Annotated in this window: 18 protein-coding genes; 7 read left to right on the top strand and 11 right to left on the bottom strand. The window is 64.9% G+C overall.

Annotated features, from left to right (window positions below):
• Window positions 1-139: 139 nt before the first annotated feature.
• The 3 genes from rpsD to LC092_RS08175 form a co-directional block, all read right to left on the bottom strand.
• Window positions 140-757, bottom strand: a complete 618-nt coding sequence (gene rpsD / locus LC092_RS08185; protein WP_224805990.1) for a 30S ribosomal protein S4 — start codon at window positions 755-757, stop codon at window positions 140-142.
• A gap of 259 nt (window positions 758-1,016) precedes the next feature.
• Complete coding sequence (gene murI / locus LC092_RS08180) at window positions 1,017-1,820, bottom strand: glutamate racemase (protein WP_224805988.1); 804 nt, start codon at window positions 1,818-1,820, stop codon at window positions 1,017-1,019.
• Complete coding sequence (locus LC092_RS08175) at window positions 1,817-2,650, bottom strand: RNA methyltransferase (RefSeq protein ID WP_224805987.1); 834 nt, start codon at window positions 2,648-2,650, stop codon at window positions 1,817-1,819. Before LC092_RS08175 ends, murI begins: the two co-directional genes overlap by 4 nt.
• A 150-nt stretch (window positions 2,651-2,800) precedes the next feature.
• Between LC092_RS08175 and LC092_RS08170 the strand changes: the two genes are divergently transcribed.
• On the top strand, window positions 2,801-3,388 hold the full coding sequence (locus tag LC092_RS08170) for an HdeD family acid-resistance protein (protein WP_224805985.1): 588 nt from the start codon (window positions 2,801-2,803) through the stop codon (window positions 3,386-3,388).
• Between the two features lie 19 nt (window positions 3,389-3,407).
• On the opposite strand, the gene LC092_RS08165 is transcribed toward LC092_RS08170, so the two are convergent.
• Complete coding sequence (locus LC092_RS08165; protein WP_224805983.1) at window positions 3,408-4,835, bottom strand: sensor histidine kinase; 1,428 nt, start codon at window positions 4,833-4,835, stop codon at window positions 3,408-3,410.
• Window positions 4,836-4,946: 111 nt separating this feature from the next.
• Window positions 4,947-5,489: a molybdopterin-dependent oxidoreductase gene (locus LC092_RS21270; RefSeq protein ID WP_224805981.1), complete on the bottom strand. Its 543-nt coding sequence runs from the start codon at window positions 5,487-5,489 to the stop codon at window positions 4,947-4,949.
• Between the two features lie 281 nt (window positions 5,490-5,770).
• On the opposite strand from LC092_RS21270, the gene LC092_RS08155 reads away from it, so the two are divergent.
• Entirely contained in the window at window positions 5,771-6,985 is a 1,215-nt protein-coding gene (locus LC092_RS08155) for an NADP-dependent isocitrate dehydrogenase (RefSeq protein ID WP_224805980.1), read from the top strand.
• A 114-nt stretch (window positions 6,986-7,099) separates the two neighbouring features.
• Here the strand turns inward: LC092_RS08155 and LC092_RS08150 are convergent, their stop codons facing one another.
• The gene (locus tag LC092_RS08150; protein ID WP_224805978.1) at window positions 7,100-8,752 is read right to left on the bottom strand and encodes a methyl-accepting chemotaxis protein; all 1,653 of its coding nucleotides are present in this window, start codon (window positions 8,750-8,752) and stop codon (window positions 7,100-7,102) included.
• A 722-nt stretch (window positions 8,753-9,474) separates the two neighbouring features.
• Window positions 9,475-10,266 (bottom strand): crotonase/enoyl-CoA hydratase family protein, encoded by a 792-nt coding sequence (locus LC092_RS08145; RefSeq protein ID WP_224805977.1) that lies wholly within the window; start codon window positions 10,264-10,266, stop codon window positions 9,475-9,477.
• A 94-nt stretch (window positions 10,267-10,360) separates the two neighbouring features.
• Here LC092_RS08145 and LC092_RS08140 point away from each other — a divergent pair, with 94 nt between their 5' ends.
• Window positions 10,361-10,960, top strand: coding sequence for a TetR/AcrR family transcriptional regulator (locus LC092_RS08140; protein WP_224805975.1), 600 nt, complete (start codon window positions 10,361-10,363; stop codon window positions 10,958-10,960).
• Between the two features lie 141 nt (window positions 10,961-11,101).
• Window positions 11,102-11,551: a hypothetical protein gene (locus LC092_RS08135; protein ID WP_224805974.1), complete on the top strand. Its 450-nt coding sequence runs from the start codon at window positions 11,102-11,104 to the stop codon at window positions 11,549-11,551.
• Between the two features lie 3 nt (window positions 11,552-11,554).
• Here the strand turns inward: LC092_RS08135 and LC092_RS08130 are convergent, their stop codons facing one another.
• Window positions 11,555-12,901 carry a lipopolysaccharide biosynthesis protein gene (locus LC092_RS08130; RefSeq protein ID WP_224805973.1) on the bottom strand — a complete coding sequence of 449 codons (1,347 nt, stop codon included), beginning with the start codon at window positions 12,899-12,901 and terminating at the stop codon, window positions 11,555-11,557.
• Between the two features lie 211 nt (window positions 12,902-13,112).
• On the opposite strand from LC092_RS08130, the gene LC092_RS08125 reads away from it, so the two are divergent.
• The gene (locus LC092_RS08125; RefSeq protein ID WP_224805971.1) at window positions 13,113-13,988 is read left to right on the top strand and encodes a cupin-like domain-containing protein; all 876 of its coding nucleotides are present in this window, start codon (window positions 13,113-13,115) and stop codon (window positions 13,986-13,988) included.
• 4 nt (window positions 13,989-13,992) lie between these two features.
• Window positions 13,993-15,210, top strand: a complete 1,218-nt coding sequence (locus LC092_RS08120) for a GNAT family N-acetyltransferase (RefSeq protein WP_224805970.1) — start codon at window positions 13,993-13,995, stop codon at window positions 15,208-15,210.
• A gap of 50 nt (window positions 15,211-15,260) precedes the next feature.
• Here the strand turns inward: LC092_RS08120 and LC092_RS08115 are convergent, their stop codons facing one another.
• From LC092_RS08115 to recA, 3 genes are all read right to left on the bottom strand, one after another.
• Window positions 15,261-16,709, bottom strand: a complete 1,449-nt coding sequence (locus LC092_RS08115) for a cyclic nucleotide-gated ion channel (RefSeq protein ID WP_224805969.1) — start codon at window positions 16,707-16,709, stop codon at window positions 15,261-15,263.
• 4 nt (window positions 16,710-16,713) lie between these two features.
• Window positions 16,714-19,389 (bottom strand): alanine--tRNA ligase, encoded by a 2,676-nt coding sequence (gene alaS / locus LC092_RS08110; RefSeq protein WP_224805967.1) that lies wholly within the window; start codon window positions 19,387-19,389, stop codon window positions 16,714-16,716.
• Window positions 19,390-19,637: 248 nt separating this feature from the next.
• The gene (gene recA / locus LC092_RS08105) at window positions 19,638-20,714 is read right to left on the bottom strand and encodes a recombinase RecA (RefSeq protein ID WP_224805965.1); all 1,077 of its coding nucleotides are present in this window, start codon (window positions 20,712-20,714) and stop codon (window positions 19,638-19,640) included.
• Between the two features lie 349 nt (window positions 20,715-21,063).
• On the opposite strand from recA, the gene LC092_RS08100 reads away from it, so the two are divergent.
• Window positions 21,064-22,002, top strand: coding sequence for a PfkB family carbohydrate kinase (locus LC092_RS08100; protein ID WP_224805963.1), 939 nt, complete (start codon window positions 21,064-21,066; stop codon window positions 22,000-22,002).
• Window positions 22,003-22,058 lie beyond the last annotated feature (56 nt).

The following is a 22,058-nucleotide window of genomic DNA, read 5'->3' as shown; positions in this document are numbered from 1 at the left end:
ATATTCGACTGAGCGAATATGAAAACCCGAATATGACGACGGGAAGCCTCGGTGCATGGGTGAAGCAGGCCCCGGATGCGAAAAGGGCGCGCCTTTCGGCGCGCCCCGTTCGAAGCCTGGCGGACTTGAAATCCGAAGATCAGCGCGAATAGAACTCGACGATGAGGTTCGGTTCCATCTGCACCGGATACGGCACGTCGGCAAGCGTCGGGACCCGGGTGAAGGTCGCGGTCATCTTGCTGTAGTCGGCGGTCACATAGTCCGGCACGTCACGCTCGGCGAGCTGGGTCGCCTCGATCACGGTCGCGAGCTGACGCGACTTCTCACGCACCTCGATGACATCGCCCGGCTTGCAGCGGTAGCTGGTGATGTTGACGCGGCGGCCGTTGACCTTGACGTGACCGTGGTTGACGAACTGGCGCGCGGCGAAAACCGTCGGCACGAACTTGGCGCGGTACACGATCGCGTCCAGACGACGCTCGAGCAGACCGATCAGGTTCTCCGAGGTGTCGCCCTTGAGGCGGGACGCCTCGACGTAAATCTTGTGGAACTGCTTCTCGGAAATGTTTCCGTAGTAGCCCTTGAGCTTCTGCTTGGCGCGAAGCTGGACACCGAAGTCCGAGAGCTTGCCCTTGCGGCGCTGGCCGTGCTGGCCCGGGCCGTATTCGCGGCGGTTGGCCGGGGACTTGGGACGGCCCCAGATGTTCTCGCCCATGCGGCGATCGAGTTTGTGCTTTACGCTATGGCGCTTCGACATTCGCGGTTCCTTCGCAGTCGTCTGTTATCTCAAGGAAACACGCCCTCCTCTCCTTGCCTTCTCCATGACGGTCACGAAAAAAAGCGAGGCGACAGGATCCCGGGCCAAACAGCGCCGGCACGGAGATCCACGGGTGCGTGAAAAACAAGGCGGGCCACAGGGACCCGCCAAGTCGCAGGATCCCTAGCCGACCGCCGCCCGCTTGTCAAACGGAAGTCACGGGCCGAACCGCGCAAATCCGCCATTCGGCGCGGATCCGTCAGACCGGCGGCGCAAGCAGCGCCAGAAGATGGGACAGATCCGCCCCCGTGCTGGCGATCACCCGGTCGACCCCAGCCGGCAGCTCGGCACCCGCCGGCAACGGCGCCGCCCCCTCGCCCAGCACATTGGCAAGGCGGCGGGCAATGGCCGGTGCCGGGTCGAGCCAGTCGACGTCCCAGGGCGCGGCTTGCATCAATTGCGGCAGAAGCAGCGGGTAATGGGTGCAGGCGAGCACGACCACATCGGTTCGCGCGCCGTTCTTGGTCACGAAGCAGGGGGCAATTTCCTGCGCCAGAACATCCCGGTCGACCTCCTTGCCGGCAATCGCCGCCTCCGCGAGCCGCGCCAGCCGGCGCGACCCGACGAGCGTGATCGCCGTGTCGGGCGCAAAGCGCCGGATCAGGTCGAACGTATAGTCGCGCACGACGGTGGCCGGGGTCGCCAGAACCGTGACGAGCCCGCTGCGCGAGATCTCCGCCGCCGGCTTGATCGCCGGCACGGTGCCCACCACCGGGATCGACAACCGCGCCCGCAAGGGCGCCAGCACGAGGGTGGAAGCGGTGTTGCAGGCAATGACGACGGCGCAGGGGCGCAGCTCGTCGACAAGCCGCACCAGCAGTTCCACGCAATGGGCGGTCAGTGCTTCCTCGGGCCAGTCGCCATAGGGAAAGCCGGCATCGTCGGCGACGTAACACAGCGGAAGCTGCGGCAGCAGAGAGCGGATCTGGCGCGCGACGCTCATGCCGCCGGCGCCGCTGTCGAAAACGAGCACCGGGGGGCCGAGCGGCGCGGGCGCGCTCATTTTTCGCTTTCGGCGGACGGACCGTCGCTCTTGTCTTCGCGCTGATCCTCGCGCGGACGGGTCGGCCGTCGCTCGAGCGCCGCGATCACGCCGCGCAGCGTCTTCACCTCCTGGTCGGTCAGGGCGGCCTTTTGCAGGATGTTGCGCAGGTTGCGCACCATGGAGGGGCGCTTTTCCGGCGGGCGGAAGAAGGTGACGCCGTCGAGCGCGCTTTCCAGATGCTCGAACAGCCGCACCAGGTCCTCCTTGCGCGCGGGCGGATTGGCCACCTCGTCGAGGCGGAAGGGCAAGGCCCCGCGATTCGCCTTGACGCGCCATTCATAGGCGCACACCAGCACCGCCTGGGCGATGTTCAGCGACGCGAAATCCGGATCGACGGGCAGCGTGACGATCTCGTCGGCGAGCGCCACCTCGTCGTTGTTGAGCCCCCAGCGCTCGCGACCGAAGAGATAGCCGACGCTCGCGCCCTGCGCGGCAAGGCGGGTGGCGGCTTCGGCGGCCTCGTCCGGGCCGCGCACGGGCTTGGGCACCTCGCGCGAACGCGCCGTCGTCGCATAGACGAAACTGAGATCCGCGATGGCATCCTCGACGCTGGCAAAGACGCGCACGCCGTCGATGACATGGTCAGCGCGGCTTGCCGCCGCCCGCGCCCGCTCGCTCGGCCAGCCGTCGCGCGGATTGACGATCCGCAGGTCGACAAGGCCGAAATTCGCCATGGCGCGCGCGGCCGTGCCGATGTTTTCGCCCAGCTGCGGCTCGCACAGGATGACGCAGGGAGGCGTCAGGTCGACGCTTCGGGCCGACGGATCGATGGATGCATTGCGTGTCATGGCGCGCAGATAGCCCATTCCCGGCGACTTTTCCAGCGTTCGCGCAACGCTCCCGCAAGGATGCGATCCCTGATCGCACCGACGTCAAACCGGCGTTATAGTCAGGATGTTGAAAATCATTCTCTATCCGCAAATACAAGGATTACCGGCATGAGTGCGCCGCAACCGCAAACCGCATCCCACAAACCGCCGATCACGGAAGTGGTCCGCGAAAAATGGGGCTGGTTCCTTGCACTGGGAATCGCCCTGCTGATCGGCGGTTTCGCCATGATCACCGTCCCCCTGGCAAGCTCCATAGCGGTGACGCTCGTCATCGCCATCGTCTTCGCCATCGGCGGCGTGCTGCAGATCTGGCACGCCTTCTCCGTCAAGAACTGGAGCGGCTTCCTGTGGGACATCCTGACCGGGATCATCGCGCTGGTCGGCGGAGCCGCCGTCTACTTCAATCCGGTCATCGGCACCTTCGCGCTAACGCTGGTCGTCGCCGTGATCCTGCTGGCGCAGGGCGTCACGCAGATCCTGCTCGGCTTCAAGGTGCGTCCGCACGACGGCTGGGGCTGGCTTGCCGGCGCCGGCGTGCTGTCCATCGTCGCCGGCCTGTGCATCTGGTTCGAATTCCCGACCTCCGCGCTCTGGGCACTCGGCCTGTTCGGCGGCGTCGCCGTCCTGATGAACGGCTGGAGCTACATCGCCATCGCCCTGATCGCACGCAAGGCAGGCGCGGCATCTTCGGTCTGATCGCCTGCTCCGACGGCCGTCATTCGGCGGCCGTCGGCACCCTCTCATCGGCCTCGCTCGCCGCCGGTCCGAAATCCAGATAGAAGTCGGCGCCCTCGCCCGGCGCGCTCGTCGCCCCCAGAACCCAGCCATGGCGCTGGGCGATCGCCGAGCAGATGGCGAGCCCCATGCCGGTTCCGGCATATTTCTCGCGTCCGTGCAGACGACGAAACGGCTCGAACACCTGGGCCTGATGGCTCATGTCGAAGCCGATCCCGTTGTCGCGCACATGGATCCGCCGCGGCCGCCCGTCGGGATCGCGCGTCACGCGGACACGCACCACCGGACGGTTGCCCGCAGCTTGAAACTTCACTGCATTGGCGATCAGGTTCTGGAACAGCTGCTCCAGGAACACGGGATCGCCCTCAAGCTCGACAGTGCCGCCGTTGACGATGATTTCCGCGTCGCTTTCCCGGATCGCCTCGGAGAGGCTTTCGGTTACCCGCGCAATCAGCGTTTCCAGCGACAACCGTTCGCGGTCGAGCTTGCGGTCGGAGGCGGCGGAATAGTTCAAGAGGTTGGAGATCAGCGTCTTGGCCCGCCCGGCCGAGGCCCGCATCACATTCGCGGCGTAGGAAATCGTCTCCGTGTCGCGATTGGCCACGCCTTCGAGCAGGAGATCGCTGAACACACCGATCTTGCGCACCGGCTCCTTGAGGTCGTGCGAGGCGAGATTGTTGAACTGGGTCAGCCGTTCGTTTGCGGATCGCAGATCGGCGTTGGCGCGGGCCAGTTCCTCGGTGCGCTCCGTCACCCGACGCTCCAGCTGTCCGCGCAGGCGCATCAGCTGGCTCCGGTCGCGCAGCACCAGCCCGCCCATGGACAGACCCGCAACCAGCAGTCCGATGATCAGGAACAGCACCGTGTCCACGGTGTTGCTGAGAATATCGCGCTGGCGCGCGGCCGCCTCGCGCTGGAGCCGATAGACGCTGGAGCGGAAGGCATCGAGCGTCGGCTGGAGCTGTCCGAGCTGGTCGCGCATGATCGCCGCCGCGGCGAGATCGCCATCCGCCATGTCCGCCAGATGGGTGTCCGCCTCGCGCACGAGCCGGGTCAGATCCGGCATGAGAGAGGTCGACCCGTCCACCCGCGCCAACTCGCGCCCGACCGCGCCCTCTCCCAGGCGGATCGCCCGGCTCCACAGGATGTCGAACCGCGACACCACCTGTGCGCGAAGGTCTTCCCGCCCCTCGTTGAGAATCAGTGTGTCGAGCGCATGCAGCACGTCCTTGTACTCGACGACCAGCTGGGCGCTGAACCAGATGAGACTTTGCCGGTATTCGGCCCGGTCCTCGTTGTTCTGGGTGCTCAAGGTGGAAATGACGACGAACAGCGACCCGGTGATGATCGCGACGCCGACAAGCAGCGTTGCGTAGAGCGTGCGCACCCATCTTGCGCTCAGTTCCATCTTGCTGCCTTCCGTCGGTCTCTTACCGATTGCGTCCTTCCCAACGGCGCATCCTGCAGTGGAATTCTACAGCCGACACGCCGTCGGGGAAAGCGGGAAGCAGCGCAAACGTCACTGCGTTGCCTGCCCCACCAGCGTCAGTCCGCTCAACTGCCAGATGGCGCGCGAATAATAGACCTCAGATCTGAGTTCCTCGCGCTCCGACCAGGGATACATCACGCGGACGGGCCCGCGCTCCCGCACGCCGATCGGCTCGCCATTCACCCGGACCGCCAGAATCACATCGTAGGCGCGGGCATCGGAGACCGGGAACACGACGCGGTAGTTGTTGAGTGCGACCGCGACGATGCTGTCGCCCTTCGCGCCGACATGGGCAAGAACATCCCGGATCAGCGGACCGGTGTAGGTGGTGAGCTCGTCGTTCCACGGAGTGATCGTGACCACATCATGCATGCCGATCGCCTCGAGATCGGCCCGGGTCAGCGACAAGGGCTCCGCACTGGCGATATTGCCGTCGATCTGAAGAATGGCGGGCTCGTCGGCCGCCAATGTCGCCGCCGCCGCGAAGGTGAAGGTCGCGGCCAGGAGGCCGAGCGACAGCGCGCGCATCCACGCAAGTTTGATCCCGGTTCCATGTCCCATGCGTCCCTGCACCGCCAAGCTCCTCTGCGCTCCGTCTGCCGCCGTCCCGGCCCCCTGACACGGGCGACCCTTGCGACTTCCGACAGGGTGCGCCCAGCCCGCGCATCCCGCAACCCGCATTTTGCCGTCATCGTTTCGCATGATTGACGAATGGCCAGCTTTGCGTTTCGCCGCCCCTTTGCTATAGGGGCCGCGCGGCTGTTTCGCCCGGCCCGTCCGGGCCGGCGACATCGGCCTGAGGTATCCGGCGCGGGACGCGCATTGCCCACCCAAGACACGAGGTCATCTGCACCATGGCGAAGATTAAGGTTGTCAATCCGGTTGTCGAACTCGACGGCGACGAGATGACCCGGATCATCTGGGAATTCATCAAGAACAAGCTGATCCATCCCTATCTCGACATCGAACTGAAGTACTTCGACCTCGGTATCGAGAAGCGCGACGAGACCGACGACCAGATCACCGTCGACGCGGCCAATGCGATCAAGGAATACGGTGTCGGCGTGAAATGCGCCACGATCACCCCGGACGAGGCCCGCGTTGAGGAATTCGGCCTCAAGCGCATGTATCGTTCGCCGAACGGCACGATCCGCAACATCCTGGGCGGAGTGATCTTCCGCGAGCCGATCATCATGAACAACGTGCCGCGTCTGGTGCCGGGCTGGACCCAGCCGATCATCGTCGGCCGTCACGCCTTCGGCGACCAGTATCGCGCAACCGACTTCCGCTTCCCCGGCAAGGGCAAGCTCACGGTGAAGTTCGTCGGCGAGGATGGCACCGAGATCGAGCACGAAGTGTTCGACGCGCCGTCGGCCGGCGTCGCCATGGCGATGTACAATCTCGACGATTCGATCCGCGACTTCGCCCGCGCCTCGATGAACTACGCGCTGCAGCGTGGCGTTCCCTGCTACCTGTCGACAAAGAACACGATCCTCAAGGCCTATGACGGGCGCTTCAAGGACCTGTTCCAGGAGATCTTCGACACCGAGTTCAAGGACGCCTTCGAAGCCAAGAAGATCACCTATGAGCACCGCCTGATCGACGACATGGTCGCGGCGGCGCTGAAGTGGTCGGGCGGCTACGTCTGGGCCTGCAAGAACTACGACGGCGACGTCCAGTCCGACATCGTCGCCCAGGGCTTCGGCTCGCTCGGCCTGATGACCTCGGTGCTGATGACCCCGGACGGAAAGACGGTGGAGGCGGAAGCCGCCCACGGCACCGTTACCCGCCACTACCGCCAGCACCAGCGCGGCGAGGAAACCTCGACCAACCCGATCGCATCGATCTTCGCCTGGACCCGTGGCCTTGCCCACCGCGCCAAGCTCGACGGCAACGACGAACTGGCCAAGTTCGCCGACACGCTGGAGAAGGTCTGCATCGACACGGTGGAATCCGGTCACATGACCAAGGACCTGGCGCTGCTGGTCGGCCCGGACCAGAAGTGGCTCACCACCAACGGTTTCCTCGACAAGATCGACGAGAACCTGCAGGCGGCGATGAAGGGCTGAGGCTCTTCACGGCACGAAACGACGAAGGGCGCCCGCAAGTGGCGCCCTTCTTCGTTTGAGACCATGTCCGCGACAATTCCGCCGCGGGAAGGACGGCCTTGCCGGCGCGTGCCCTCAGGCGGCCCGCACGTCGGCGAGGAAGCGTTCCACGCGCGACTTGAGGGTTTCGGCGCGCTGGCTCAGATCCGCCGCCACACCGGTTACCTGGGTTGCCGCGGCACCGGTTTCGCTCGCCGAACTCGTCACCTCGATGATGTTGGAGGTGACTTCGCGCGTGCCCTCGGATGCCTGTTCGACATTGCGGGCGATTTCGCTGGTCGCCGCCGTCTGCTCCTCGACCGCCGAGGCGATGCTGGAGGCAATCTCGTTCACCTCGCCGACGGTCACGCCGAACATCTGGATCGCCGACACCGCTTCGGCCGTTTCCACCTGGATGCTGGCGATCTGCTGGCTGATCTCCTCGGTGGCCTGTGCGGTCTGGGTGGCAAGGGCCTTCACTTCCGAGGCAACGACCGCAAACCCCTTGCCGGCCTCGCCGGCGCGCGCCGCCTCGATAGTGGCGTTGAGGGCGAGCAGGTTGGTCTGCTGGGCGATGGCGGAAATCAGATTCACCACTTCGCCGATCTTCTGGGCGGAGGCGGCCAGCCCCTGCACCTGGACATCGGTGCGACTGGCCTCTGTCACGGCACGGCTGGCGATCGCGGAGGACTGGGACACCTGCCGCGAAATCTCCTGGATGGAGGACGAAAGCTCTTCCGTGGCGCTTGCCACCGTCTGGACGTTGGCGGACGCCTGTTCCGCAGCACTGGCGACGGAGGTGGCCCGGTGGTTGGTGTCGCTGGCGATGCCGGACATGGACTGCGCGGTGCTCTGCATTTCCGTGGCAGCGCTTGCGACCACATCCAGCAGTTCCGAGATATTGGCATCGAAGGTCTGGGTCAGTTGCTCGATGTGGCGGGCGCGCACGTCACGCGTCTTGGCCGCTTCCATCTCCTTGGCCGCCAGGTCCTCGGCCTTGATCATGTTTTCCTTGAACACCACGACGGCCCTGGCCATGGCCCCGATTTCGTCGCCATGGTCGAGCCCGGGGATGTCGGTGGTCTTGTCACCGCCGGCCAGGGTCCGCATGGCGTTGGTGATGGTGGAAATCGGTCGTGCAATGCCGGTTCCGATACTCCAGGCGGCAGCCAGCCCGAGGAGGACACCGGCTGCGGCCACAATCAGCACGAACGTGACGGCACGCTCCATCTCCGCCGTGGCCTGCGGGCCAAGCGTATCCTGCAGGGTCTTCGTCGACAGCTTGAAGCTCTCAAGATCGGCGGCGATTTTCGGCCCGATCACATCCACGGACCGCGCTGCGGCATCCTCACGCCCTTCGCTCAAGGCCGTAAGCGCCTGGAACGCCTGAAAATAGCGCTCCAGATCCTGAGCGGCCTCGGCGATCATCTGATCCGCCTCATGTCCGTTCGTGAGCTTTGCCAGATCATCGAGAAGGCTGCGGGTTGCCTGGAGCCGCTTTTCCACGACATCGATATTGGCCTGCGATCCGGAAATGATGAAATTCTTCACCGCGATGCGGGCTTCAAGCAGATTGGCCTGAACTCGCCCGGCCTCGGCGGTTTCCCGCGCCGCCTGCCGATAGGTGGCGAAATCGCTGTTGCTGCTGACGAGGGCGCTGACCCCGATGGCGCTGATCGTCAGCAACAGGATCAGGATGAAACCGAAGCCACCAAAAACCTTCTTCGGTATGGATATTTTCTTGAGCATCGTATTCGCCTCACACGCGGCAGCCAGAGAACAACAATCGCGACTGCGGATCTCCAAGTCGATCTTCCGCAATTCAGATCCACGCCCGTTTGATAGTTTGCGCCCATTTAATAAGCAGTTAACAGAAACAACGACACAACTCTCTCTTTGTTTGTCAATACTGCAGAAAGGAAACTTTCTTGGTAAGATGATTCAAGCTTAATTCTGCGAAAGTCTGCGAAACCACCCTTCAAATCAAGGCAACGACAAGCAGTCGTCGTGGACCATCGAAAAATGGCATTGTTATAAATATCAATATCATTATTATATTCGCATTTCTTGATCTTTCATGCTCTTGAAAAGGTGGGGGGTTTCCCTGTGGGCATACGCGAATCCGGGTCCGGCCCGGCCGCCGGCTTCCGATAAGCGTTCACGTTACATCAGACCGCTGCCATCCAGCCGTGCACGCATCGCGCGATATACCCGCCTGCGTTGCTAAATCTCCGATATTTCAGAGAAACTTTATTTGTGCCACCCGAACATCTCTCCGCTCCACATCGGTCTCGCGAGCCGTGTTCACCGACGTTCGACTGTCCGGCAATGCAAGGTCGCGAAGCGATTGGGCGATCCCCCCGCCGCCCTCAGTGGCACCTTTTCCGCAATTTTCCCAAGGGGCATGAGGTCCCCGGCCGACGGCGGGGCTCAACCGCGCCCGCCCGCCCCGGCGGCGGCACCCGTGCCGGCTACCGCCCGAGGTACGTCGGCGTCCGCCGGGCTATCCAGGCATCCAGGCCTTCCAGCACATCCGCGGTCGGACACATGCGGGCGAACTGCTCGCGCTCGATCAGCAGGCCCTCCGCGATGGTCGCGTTGATGCCGCGCGTGACCGCCGTGATGATCCGCGCCGCGGCAAGGGGAGAATGCCGCAAGATGCGCTCCGCCAGGTCGAACGCGGCCGGAAGCAGCTCCTCCCCGGGTACCACCTTGTTCACCAGACCCAGCTCATAGGCGCGCTCCGGGCCGAAGGTGTCGCCGGTCAGAAGCAGTTCCAGCGCGCGCTTTCGTCCGGCCAGCCGCGGCAGGCGCTGCGTCCCGCCGAACGTCGGAGGGATGCCGATATTGATTTCGGGCTTTGCGAAAATCGCCGTGTCGGAGGCGATCGCCAGATGCGCCGATTCGGTGATCTCGCATCCGCCGCCAAAGGCGATGCCGTTCACCGCCGCGATCACCGGTTTGGGAAAGGCCTCGAAACGGGCCGTCATCCTCTGTCCGCGGCGGCAGAACTCCCGCACCGCCTCTTCCGTTCCGCGCCGGATGCTCTGCGTGAACTCGTGAATGTCCCCTCCGGCCGAGAAAGCCCGCTCGCCCGCTCCCGTGAGGATCACCGCGCCGATCTCGTCGTCCGCCTCGACCTCGTCGAGGAGCGACAGAAGCCGGTCGTTGGTCGCGTAATCGAGCGCGTTCAGCTTCTCCGGCCGATTGAGCGTCAGAAGCGCGACGCGGCCGATTTTTTCATAAAGGACATTGGTTTGCATGGGTCTGCCTTTCGGTTTGCGTTGACAGAAAGGCTAGCCTCGACCATAGGATTAGCATACTCACTAGTCAGTATACATTGCCAGCGAGTGACGCATGGACGCAAAGCCGAAGACAGACAAGCCCGCCCGCGAAAGGGTGGTCGATGCCGCAAACAGGCTGTTCTACCGGGAGGGCATTCGCGCGGTCAGCGTCGATGCCGTTGCGGCGGACGCAGGGGTCACCAAGAAGACGCTCTACTACCACTTCAAGAGCAAGGACGATCTCGTCGCCGAATATCTGAGTTCCCGCGACCAGCCGAACCTGAAGCTCTTCGAAAAATGGTTCGACAGCGCGCCGGGCGACGCAGCCGACAAGGTCGAGGCGATTTTTGTCCAGCTCGCCAGATCCGCCCGCCATCCGAAATGGAGAGGCTGCGGCTTTCTGCGCACCGCTGCAGAACTCGCCAACCTTCCGGGACATCCGGCGATGAAGATCGGATCCGCGCACAAGAAAGCCTTCGAAGCCTGGCTCGCCGCGCGGTTTCTGCAAGACGGGATCGCCAACCCGGAGGCGATCGCCCGCCAGGTCGTTCTTCTGATGGACGGGGCCTTCTCCACCATGCTGGTCCATCGCGACCCGGACTACGCCGAGGAAGCAGGCCGCGCCGCGAAATCGATTGTCCGGGCAAGCCTTGCGGTTCCCTCCCCGCGATAAAATGGCGGAACCGTTGGTGTGTCGAACCGGCCGTCCTGCGGGACCGACGGGATCCTGCCGGCTGGCCCCGGCGACCGTGGCCGGCTAGACTCGCTCTGCACGGGGGCCGTGCCCCTCGCCTCGCCAAACGGAAGACCCGATATGCCGAAAGCCCTGTTCGTCCGCATGTTCCGCGCCCTTGCCGCGGTCTCCCTCCTTCTGCTGGTCTCGGCCGCTCACGCGCAAGCCGAAAAGCCCTACGAACCGGCACGGGGCACACAGGAGCGCAAGGACCTGATGAACGCCATCCGTCCGCTGGTGGAGGCACGCGTCTCTCCTCCGGTCGAATTCGTGATCGACCGGCTGCGCGTGTCGGGAAACTGGGCCTTCGCCATCGTCTCGCCGCAACGGCCGGGCGGCAGGCCGATTGACCTGTCGAGAACAGCGCTGCGCGAGCAGGCGGAATACATGGACGGGATCACCACCTATGCCCTGCTTGTGCGCGCCTACGGGCGGTGGAACATCGTCGACTACGCAATCGGTCCGACCGATGTCTTCTGGTCGGGCGATCCGCTCTACGATCAGCTTACGCCCGGCCTCGTCCCGCGCTAGCAGTCATTGCGAGGGGCCGGCGCGCCGCAAGGCGGGAAGCCGCTGCGTCATGAACACGCTCGCCCTGAGATCAATGCCGCGTTTGCGCAAGCACCACTCCAGCGCGATCACGTTCTCGATCAGGACGAAGGCGAGGCTTACGACGGCAACACCGATCAAACCGTAGATCTGCCCGGCAAGGACGAGGGAGCCGAGGTAGGGAATGAACAGCAAGCTGCGATAGACCAGATAGTAGCGTTCGCCGCCGGCGAGGAGCAGCATGCCGGTTCCGACCCCGAAGAAGGCATGCGCCACCACGCTCGCCGCCATCACCGCCACCACATCGAAATGCTCGGTGAAGGACGGGTCGAACAGGCCCAGCACTGTCGGCGCAATCGCAAGCAGCACGACGCTTCCAAGAAAGGCGAGCGTGAAGGAAATCGCGGAATAGGTGACCGCCAGGTTTTGTGCGCCCGCGCGGTCGTTGCGCCGCAGCTTTTCCGAAAGTCTGGGCATGCCGAGCGTCTCCACCGCGACGCTGGGCAGGTTGAGCAGCATCGTCAGGCGCGTCACGAGGAAGAAGAACGCCGCCGCCTCCAGACCGATGACCACGCCGATCAGGACAGTCTCCAGATAGGAGGCCGCCGCCGCAAACCCGGTGTGCGCCCAGAAGAACGCGCCCTCGCGCTGCCAGAGACGCTTGCGCGCGCGCAGCGCCGGGGCACTGGAGGATATCCATGCGCCTCTGGTCTGCCTCAGGAACACCGCGACCTGAACCGCAATGGAGAGGAGCAGCGCGAGCGTGACCGCCACAAAGGCGGAACGGCCGGTCCAGCCGCCACCCAGCAGAACGCCGGCGACAAGACCGGCGGCCGCCAGCAAGCGCCAGACGTTCTCGCGCGGGACCAGAGCCAGCCAGAAATTCTGCCGGACGCGGAAATAGGCCTGCAGAACCTCGCTCAACGCATAGATCGCGGCGAATGCGGCCGTGAGATAAAGCGCATTGTAGGGAGACGGCAGCACGGGGGCGGCGATATAGAGAAAGCCGCCAAGCAGGAGAATAGCCGCACTCGCCATCCCGACCCAAAAAAGGCTGGCGCGCAGCAACGAGCGATTGTGGGCGCCTCCGCTGGTCTGGGCGGCGCGAAGATGCTTGATCAGAAGCATCGGACGGCCGAGGCCGATGAACAGGCCAAGCGCGCTTCCGACCGAAAACAGGAAAACATAAAGGCCGTAATCCGGCAGCGTCAGCACGCGGCTTGCGACAAACAGCAGGACGAAGCTCGACACCGTGCTCAGGCCACGGCTGAACAGGATCTCGATCAACCGTCGCGCCTGCTCGGAACCTGCAAGTCTCCTGAGAGCCTTCATACGTTTGCGCACCGGGGCTGAAGAGTTTTATCAAGCCCTAGCCGTCTCCGGTTAAGGGGACGTATGCAATCACCATTTTCATAAAATTGAAATCACATAAATTCCGCATTTACCAACAAACCTATTGACGCCTCCAGCGCAATCTCGCGCATTAGTTGTTGATCGCTTCTTTAGGGTTTCACGCAATGCTCTGAGAAAACGCGAGGGATCAATGACCGAAGACACATGCTTCCTGCCCGCGAACATTGCGGAAGCCTGGGACAATGAGATCGTCAGGATCCGGCACCGGTTTGCCGAAAGTTCGCTGTTCAGCGATGAAGCGCTTGCTGACCTGGTCGCGAAGAACCCGGACGCCGTTCGCGAGATCGCGACGATGGACCCGGGCCGCGAAGACGCGCGGGAATGGCGCGACAGCGGCCTGACCGCCGCCGACCCCGCGACGCTGTTCGATGCCGTGGCAAGCGGTGCGCTTTGGGTCAACATCGGCCATGTCGGCGCACGCGATCCGCGTTACCAGGCGCTGCTGGACGAACTGATGGATACGCTCCAAACCGCGGTGCCGGGGTTTTCCTGCTTCAACCGCCAGCTCGGGATCCTGATCTCCTCGCCCAACGCCCGCGTCTACTACCATGCGGATGTCCCCGGCCAGGGGCTGTTGCACATTCGCGGTGAAAAGCGCATCTGGCTCTATCCGGGTGCGGACCCCTTCCTCAAGCCGGAGGAACTGGAGCGCATCATCACCACCGCAGCCGGCGAGGAGATCGCCTACGATCCGTCCTTCGACGAGGCCGCGACGGTGATCGACCTGACGCCCGGCGACGGGCTGTTCTGGCCGCTCAACTGGCCGCACCGCGTCGTCAATGGCAAGTCGCTGAACGTATCGGCAACGGTCGAGTATCACACACGCACAAGCCGCCGGCATTTCGCGATGAACTACGCCAATGGCGTGATGCGTCAGGTGTTCGGACTGACACCGAAATCGCGCGCCATCGAGGGCCCCGGGTTCTGGACGAAGGCCGCCTTCGCCTATGCCTGGCGCAAAGGGCGGATCGGCACGCTCCTGCCCGTCGCGCACCGGAGCCGGTAAACCGATGACGGACACGACAAAACTCCGCAGCGAGACATTCGCAACCCTTCACGCTCCGCGCCTTGAGGCATTGTGGCGCGACCTTGAGGGGCACGGCTGTTCCACCGTCTTCCAGAGCCTTGCCTTCCTGCAGTCGCTGGAAGACACGGTCGTCCGCGAGCGCGACGGCAAACCGGTCTATGTCGCAATCCTCGATTCCCAAGAGGATCGCGCGCTGATGATCGTGCCGCTGACCATCAGGACAACTTTCGGTGTCCGGCGGATCGACTTTCTCGACCATGGCGTTGCGGACTACCACTTCCCGGTTGTCACACGAGAGGTGGCGAACGATCCGTCGCTGGCCGAGCGGCTGCGGGCTGCCTTGCTCGCCGCACTCCCTCGGCATGATGCGCTGATTTTCTCCAAGCTCATTCGCGAATTCCGTGGCGTACCGAACCCCTTGTGGACGGCCGCCCGCCTGATCGAGACCCGGGAAGGCGCCTCGCGGATCGATCTCGGCGAAAAAAGCCTTGAGCGCGCCCGCAGCCAGCACTCCGTCTACAACAAGATGGCGAAGCAGCTGGCCAAGCTGAAGAAGATCCCGGACTTCGGGATCGTCGAGGCAAAGACGCCACGCGAGATCGACAGCATCCTGAACGCCATGGCCGCTCAGCGCAAAAAGCGCCTTGCGAAAAACGGCATGAGCGATTCGATGCAGGACACGGCGATTTTCGCCCATTGCCGGCGCCTCGCCCTGGAGGGCTGCGCGACCGGCAATGTCCTGCTGCACGGCCTGCGCGTCGGCGACGACTGGATCGCAACAAGCTACTGCCTCTGCCACAACGGTGTAATCACCGGCACGTTGTGTTCGCTGAATGAGGGCCGCTACAAGAAGCACTCTCCCGGCCTGATCGCGACCATTCTCGAAATCGAGTGGGCGCAGCGCAACGACTTCGAGATCTACGATTTCGGCGCCGGAACCTATGACTACAAGGACAGGTTCGGAGGGCGCCACCGGGCAATCAAGGCAATGACCAGGGCAGAAACGGCCATCGGCGCGCTCTATCTCGCGGCCTGGCGCGCCCGCCTGTCGTTGCGCCTGTGGCTGATGGACCGGCCGGCCCTCGGCACCTGGTTGAGACGTCGCAAGAACCGCGTGCTGAGCCTTTTGGGTCGCCCCGCGGGACAGGAAAGGCGTGCACCGCCGGCATTATCCCGGCGATCGGGCGCTACTGGGAGCTGATCGGCGCACTAATGATCTAAGGGAGCACCGCGCCGGCTGGGTAATGCGCTTCACGTGTCGCCCCCGCCCTTGGGCGGGGTCTGTTCGACGGGGTCATCCGCATCGCTCCGCGCGGTCTCCGGCGCGAAGAGATCCGGCCCGGTGTCGGTATCCGGCGCGCATTCCTCCTCCGTCAGACTCTCCTCGGCATCCATCGCCTCCATCAGCTCCTCCGGCACGATGTCGCCACTGGCGGTCATGAGCTGCGTGCGGGCCTTGACCTCGTCGAGGATCTTGCGGGCGATCTCCGGCTTGTCGCTCATCAGCCGTTGCAGGTCGCTGGCCTCCAGGACCATTAGCTGGGTTGCTTCCGCAGCACTGACGGAGGCCAGCCGCCGCCGGCCGCCGAGGATCGCCATCTCGCCGAAGAAGGCGCCCTCCTCCAGCCGCGCGCGCGTGTTGCCCAGTTCGACGATCACCGCGCCGCGGGCGATGAAATACATGCTGGTCGCCTCTTCACCCACCCGGGTGATCGGCTGGCCGCCGTCAACGGACAGCGCCCGCAGAAGCTTGGAAATTTCAGCGATCTCGGAGGCGCGCAGGTCCTCAAACAGCGGCACGCTGGCGACCATGCCCCAGGTGACAACGAAATCGCGGGCGTGGATCTCCCGCGCGAAGGCGGTCGCGACAATGCCGATCGGCAGCGCAAATAGCCCGTATCCCATCAGCATGACGAGGCCGCCGAGGAGTTTTCCGGCAACGGTCACCGGCACCACATCACCGTAGCCGACCGTGGTCAGGGTCGCCAGTGCCCACCACATGGCGTGCGGGATCGTGCCGAGCGTGTCGGGCTGGACCGTGCGTTCCACCAGATACATGCCGGTGGCGGCGAGCAGCATGACGCCGAAAATGATAACCAGGCTGGCGCCGAGCGCGTGGCGTTCTCCGGCAACCGCATTGGCAAGCGAGCGCAGCGCCGGCGAGTAACGGGCAAGCTTGAAGAAGCGCAACAGCCGCAGGACTACCAGCGCCTTGAAGTCGCCGGCGGGAAGCAGAAACCCGATAAAGAACGGCAGCACGGCGAGCAGATCGATCAACGCCTCGCCGCGCACGGCATAGCGCAGGCGTGCCTGCAGCGGTTTCAGCCGGCGAAACGGCGGATGAAGATCCGCCACCCACAGCCGCAGGAGATACTCCGTCAGGAAGACCGCACCGACCACGAACTCGAACGCGTCGAGCAGGCCGGACCACTCCTGCTGGATGGAGGGGACCGTCTCCAGCACCACCAGCACGACGGTGGCGACGATGAAGATCAGCAGGATGCGGTCGACCCACTGCCCCTGCCGGTCTCCCGACGATCCAAGCTCCAGCAGCCGGAAAACCCGGTGCTTGAAGGATGTGCTGCCGGCCGCGCCCGCCGCGCCGGGGGGCTTCGCGGCGTCGTCCGCGACATCCGGTTCAAATTGGCGCTGCCGCTCCGGGCCCGGTGTGTCGTCCGGATCTTCGCGGTCGGCGCCCATCGCCTCAGGCCTCCGTCAACCGCGCGCCATCCGCGACCGAGGCGAGGATAGCCTCCACCGCGGCTCCCGCCTGGGAGGCGTCCGATCCGCCGGCCTGCGCCATGTCCGGACGCCCGCCGCCGCCGCGCCCGCCAAGCACGGCCGACCCGACACGTACCAGATCCACCGCGCTCAACGTGCCCGTCATGTCCTCGGTGACGCCAACCACGATGGCCGCCTTGTTGTCCTCGCCGCGATTGATCAGCACGACCACGCCGGAGCCGACCTGGGTCTTGGCCTGATCCGCAAGCCCCTTGAGATCCTTGGGATTGAGGCCCTCGACGATCCGCGACAGCACCTTGATGCCGCCGATCTCGGTCACCCCGGCATCGCCGCCTTCGCTCCCGCCCATCGCGAGCTTTTTGCGGGTCTCGGCAAGTTCGCGCTCCAGGCGGCGCTTTTCCTCGATCAGCGCGGCAACCCGGTCGGTCACATCCGACTGGCCGACCTTCAGCGCCCCGGCAATGTCGCGCACCCGCGCGTCCTGGCCGCTCAGGTAGCGGCGCGCCGCCGCACCCGTCAGCGCCTCGACCCGGCGCACGCCGGAGGCGACAGCGCCTTCCGATACGAGCGTCACCAGTCCGATGTCGCCGGTCCGCGCGACATGGGTGCCGCCGCAAAGCTCCAGCGAATAGGTCTTGCCCGCTTTCGCGCCGCGATCCGCGACGCCCATTGACACGACGCGGACCTCCTCGCCGTATTTCTCGCCGAAGAGCGCCATCGCGCCCTGCTCGATCGCCTCGTCCACGCCCATCAGGCGGGTTTCGACCGGGGCGTTCTGCAGCACGACCGCATTGGCGATCTCCTCGACCTCCCGCAGCTCCTCCACCGACATCGGCTTGGGATGGGAGAAATCGAAGCGCAGCCGGTCGGGGCCGACCAGCGAGCCCTTCTGCGCCACATGCGTTCCAAGCACCTCTCGTAGCGCCTCATGCACCAGATGGGTCGCGGAGTGATTGGCGCGAATGGTTGACCGGCGGGTGCCATCAACCTGCAGCTCGAGCGCCTGGGTGAGGCCGACGGTGCCGGAGATCACCCGCACCTCATGCAGGAACAGGCCGTCGGCCTTCTTCTGCGTGCCGGTTACCTCGATCTCGACGCCCTCGCCGCGCATGGTGCCCGTGTCGCCGACCTGGCCACCGGACTCGCCGTAAAACGGCGTCTGGTTCAGGATCACCACGCCGGTGTCGCCGGCCTTCAGCTCCATGGTTTCCGCACCGTCGCGCACAAGCGCCTGGACGACGCCTTCCGCGGCCTCGGTGTCATAGCCAAGGAAATCGGTCGCGCCGCAGCGGTCCTTCAGCGTGTACCAGACGGTGTCGGTGGCGGCCTCTCCCGAGCCGGACCACGCGGCTCGGGCCTCGGCGCGCTGACGCTCCATCGCCGCCTTGAAGCCGTCGGTGTCGACCGTGATGCCGCGCGCGCGCAGCGCATCCTGCGTCAGGTCCAGCGGAAAGCCATAGGTGTCGTAGAGCTTGAAGGCGGTCTCGCCATCGAACTCCGCACCCTCGCCGAGATCGCCGCTGGCATCGTCCAGCAGGGTCAGGCCGCGCGCAAGCGTCTTGCGGAAGCGGCTTTCCTCCAGCCGCAGCGTCTCGGTGATCAGCGCCTCGGCGCGCGTCAGTTCGGGGTAGGCCCGCCCCATCTCGCGCACCAGTGTCGGCACCAGCCGCCACATCAGCGGATCTTCCGCACCCAGCAGATGGGCATGGCGCATCGCCCGGCGCATGATGCGGCGAAGCACATAGCCGCGCCCCTCGTTGGATGGCAGCACGCCGTCGGCAATGAGGAAGCTGGCGGAGCGCAGGTGATCGGCAATCACCCGGTGGCTCGACGCCGCCTTGCCTTCCGCCTCGACGCCAATGGCGTTTTCAGACGCCGAGATCAGCGCGCGGAACAGATCAATGTCGTAATTGTCATGCACGCCCTGGAGGACGGCTGCGATGCGCTCAAGCCCCATGCCGGTGTCGATGGACGGACGCGGCAGGTCGACCCGCTCGTCGGCAAGCTGTTCGTATTGCATGAAGACGAGATTCCAGATCTCGATGAACCGGTCGCCGTCTTCGTCGGCGGATCCCGGAGGCCCGCCCCAAATGTGGTCGCCGTGGTCGTAGAAGATCTCCGAACACGGCCCGCAGGGGCCCGTATCGCCCATCGCCCAGAAATTGTCGGAGGTCGCGATGCGGATGATCCGCTCGTCAGGCAGGCCGGCGATCTTCTTCCACAGATCGTGTGCCTCGTCGTCCTCGGCATAGACCGTAACGGTCAGCCGGTCCTTGGGCAGACCGAACTCCTTGGTGATCAGGTTCCAGGCCAGCTCGATGGCACGGTCCTTGAAATAATCGCCGAAGGAGAAATTGCCCAGCATCTCGAAGAACGTGTGATGGCGCGCGGTATAGCCGACGTTGTCGAGGTCGTTGTGCTTGCCGCCGGCGCGCACGCATTTCTGCGCGCTGGCCGCCCGCACGTAGTCGCGCTTTTCGAGACCCGTGAAGACGTTCTTGAACGGAACCATGCCGGCGTTGGTGAACATCAGCGTCGGGTCGTTGCGCGGAACGAGCGGCCCCGATGCCACGGGTTCGTGCCCGTTCTTGGCAAAATAGTCGAGAAAGGCCGTCCGGATTTCGTTTACACCGCTCATGAAGCTGCCATCCAATGCGCCGGGCGCGCGATCGGGCGATCCGGGACAGGATCCGGCCATGGCGCGCGCCTTGTTCGTTCTTGCGCCGCTTTTATCTTTGCACAGTCGACAAGTCCAGCGCGGCAACGGCACGCCGCCGTCGCGCGCCAGATAAGAAAAGGGGCACCCGAAGGCGCCCCGAAACGTCGAACTGCGTCAGGCCGCTGGTGCCGCAGGGAACCGGGATCGCCGGCTCCGCCACCAAGCCCTTATTCGGCGCTCTCGCCATCCTCGTTGCCGGCAAAGGGATCCGTGATCCGCTCCGCGATCAGGCCGGAATTCTGCCGGATCGCCAATTCGATCTCATCGGCGATCTCGGGGTTTTCCCTGAGGAACTGCTTGGAGTTCTCGCGTCCCTGCCCCAGCCGCTGGCTGTTGTAGGAGAACCAGGCGCCGGACTTCTCGACGATCCCGCCCTTGACGCCGAGGTCGAGCAGCTCGCCGTTCTTGGACACGCCCTCACCGTAGATGATGTCGAACTCGACCTGGCGGAACGGCGGAGCGAGCTTGTTCTTGACCACCTTGACCCGCGTCTGGTTGCCGACCACCTCGTCGCGGTCCTTGATCGCGCCGATGCGCCGGATGTCGAGGCGCACGGAGGCATAGAACTTCAGCGCGTTGCCGCCCGTCGTCGTTTCCGGCGATCCGAACATGACGCCGATCTTCATGCGGATCTGGTTGATGAAGATCACCATGCACTTGGATCGCGAGATCGACGCGGTGAGCTTGCGCAGCGCCTGGCTCATCAGCCGCGCCTGCATGCCCGGGAGGCTGTCGCCCATCTCGCCTTCAAGCTCCGCCTTCGGCGTGAGCGCGGCCACGGAATCGACCACCAGAACGTCGATGGCGCCGGACCGCACCAGCGTGTCGGCAATCTCCAGCGCCTGCTCGCCGGCGTCCGGCTGCGAGATCAGCAGGTCGTCGATGTTGACGCCCAGCTTGCGGGCGTAGATCGGGTCGAGCGCATGCTCGGCATCGATGAAGGCGCAAATGCCGCCGGCTTTCTGCGCCTCGGCGATGGTGTGCAGTGCCAGCGTGGTCTTGCCGGAAGATTCCGGTCCGTAGATCTCAACGACACGCCCGCGCGGCAAGCCACCGATGCCAAGCGCGATGTCGAGGCCGAGCGAGCCGGTGGAGACGGTCTGGGTCTCGACCACCTGCCCCTGGCCCATCTTCATGATGGACCCCTTGCCGAAAGCGCGTTCGATCTGAGAAAGGGCGGCGTCCAGCGCCTTTGTCTTGTCCATTTGAATGCCTTCGACCAAGCGGAGTGAATTCTGAGCCATGCGTGCGATCCTTATTCCATGCCAGGGCCGGCGATTCAAACTCAGCTTTTGTACCTTATTTGTTCTCTTCGAGCAATGACAAATAAGTAACTGAAAATAAATGATAATAGTCGATATGTTCTAGACTTGTTCCCTGACCGGACGATATGAACCACCCGGGGTCTGGATGGCAAAGCGGGAAACCGGGACGCTCCGCTGCCAGAATCACCCGGCGGTTTCCGCTCACGGTCGCCCGCCCCAGCGCGCTTTCGCCGGCGTGCCGTCCTGTGGCATGAGGAAGCGGACCCGTGGCGCAGGACGGCACGCCCGACCCGGGCCCGCATGTCTTTCGATATCAGGATCCGCGCGCATGACCCTTGCCGCCTTCGGCGCCATTCATCTCGACACGCTCGCCGACGCGCAGCGCGCCATCCTGCGCGACACCTCGACGCCGGCGCGCCTGACCACCCGTCCGGGCGGCGTTGCCGCGAATGTCGCCCGCGCGCTGGCGCGCCTCTCCCCGCCCTGCGCCCTCGCCGGGGCGGTGGGTCGCGACAGCGACGGCGATGTGCTGCTTGCAAGCCTTCGCGCGGAGGGCATCGATGTCTCGACTGTCCATCGCTCCGACCACCCGACCGGGCGCTATCTTGCCCTGCATGACCCCGACGGCGGTCTGGCGGCGGCCGTCGTCGACGGCGCCATCACCGATGCGCTGCGACCGGGCGACATCGACATCGCCCATCCAGCGCTCGCCGAAGCGGATCTCTGGTTCATCGAGGCGAACCTGCCGCAGCCGGTCCTCGGGCAAATCGCCGCGGCAGCCGGACACCGTCTGCTGGCAGCCGACGCCGTCTCCATCGCCAAGGCGCCGCGCCTCGCCGAAGTTCTCGACCGGCTGGACATCCTGTTCTGCAACCGGCTGGAAGGCGCCGCCCTGCTCGGCCAGAGGCATGCAGGTCCCGCTCCCGCGCCGGAGGATGCGCTGGCGATCGCCAGCGCGTTGGTTGCCCTCGGCGTCGGCGCCTGCCTCGTCAGCGATGGGCCCGCCCCGCTGGCGCTCGCTACCGCCGGGGCCTGCCTGAGCCTGGCCGTGGCGCCCGTTGCCGTACGGGATGTCACCGGCGCGGGCGACGCGCTGATTGCCGGCACGCTCGCGGCCCGCGCGCGCGGCTGGGACATTGCCGACGCCGCCCGCGCCGGCCTCGCTGCGGCACGCGTGACCGTGCAGGCGCAAGGGGCGGCCCCCGTAACGCTCACCTGGGACGCCGTCCTTGGCGAAAGCGCCGCAGCCGCCTCGCCGACTGCGTAACCGCCCGGTTACAGGCCGGAAAAACCGCAGCACCGCGACGACATGCGTCTCGACGC

It is taken from the genome of Stappia stellulata (assembly GCF_020176715.1).
Lineage (GTDB): Bacteria > Pseudomonadota > Alphaproteobacteria > Rhizobiales > Stappiaceae > Stappia.
The sequence above is the reverse complement of the archived record's forward strand: the minus strand, read 5'-3'. Positions and strand labels throughout refer to the sequence as shown.

Bases quoted from the DNA above. Each gene is read 5' to 3' on its own strand.
- LC092_RS08120 (WP_224805970.1), top strand. From the start codon at position 13,993: ATGACGGACACGACAAAACTCCGCAGCGAGACATTCGCAACCCTTCAC.
- LC092_RS08100 (WP_224805963.1), top strand. From the start codon at position 21,064: ATGACCCTTGCCGCCTTCGGCGCCATTCATCTCGACACGCTCGCCGAC.
- LC092_RS08165 (WP_224805983.1), bottom strand. From the start codon at position 4,835: ATGGAACTGAGCGCAAGATGGGTGCGCACGCTCTACGCAACGCTGCTT.
- LC092_RS08145 (WP_224805977.1), bottom strand. From the start codon at position 10,266: ATGCAAACCAATGTCCTTTATGAAAAAATCGGCCGCGTCGCGCTTCTG.
- LC092_RS08135 (WP_224805974.1), top strand. From the start codon at position 11,102: ATGCCGAAAGCCCTGTTCGTCCGCATGTTCCGCGCCCTTGCCGCGGTC.
- LC092_RS08155 (WP_224805980.1), top strand. From the start codon at position 5,771: ATGGCGAAGATTAAGGTTGTCAATCCGGTTGTCGAACTCGACGGCGAC.
- LC092_RS08115 (WP_224805969.1), bottom strand. From the start codon at position 16,709: ATGGGCGCCGACCGCGAAGATCCGGACGACACACCGGGCCCGGAGCGG.
- LC092_RS08125 (WP_224805971.1), top strand. From the start codon at position 13,113: ATGACCGAAGACACATGCTTCCTGCCCGCGAACATTGCGGAAGCCTGG.
- LC092_RS08140 (WP_224805975.1), top strand. From the start codon at position 10,361: ATGGACGCAAAGCCGAAGACAGACAAGCCCGCCCGCGAAAGGGTGGTC.
- LC092_RS08150 (WP_224805978.1), bottom strand. From the start codon at position 8,752: ATGCTCAAGAAAATATCCATACCGAAGAAGGTTTTTGGTGGCTTCGGT.
- recA (WP_224805965.1), bottom strand. From the start codon at position 20,714: ATGGCTCAGAATTCACTCCGCTTGGTCGAAGGCATTCAAATGGACAAG.
- LC092_RS08175 (WP_224805987.1), bottom strand. From the start codon at position 2,650: ATGACACGCAATGCATCCATCGATCCGTCGGCCCGAAGCGTCGACCTG.
- LC092_RS08170 (WP_224805985.1), top strand. From the start codon at position 2,801: ATGAGTGCGCCGCAACCGCAAACCGCATCCCACAAACCGCCGATCACG.
- murI (WP_224805988.1), bottom strand. From the start codon at position 1,820: ATGAGCGCGCCCGCGCCGCTCGGCCCCCCGGTGCTCGTTTTCGACAGC.
- rpsD (WP_224805990.1), bottom strand. From the start codon at position 757: ATGTCGAAGCGCCATAGCGTAAAGCACAAACTCGATCGCCGCATGGGC.
- alaS (WP_224805967.1), bottom strand. From the start codon at position 19,389: ATGAGCGGTGTAAACGAAATCCGGACGGCCTTTCTCGACTATTTTGCC.
- LC092_RS08130 (WP_224805973.1), bottom strand. From the start codon at position 12,901: ATGAAGGCTCTCAGGAGACTTGCAGGTTCCGAGCAGGCGCGACGGTTG.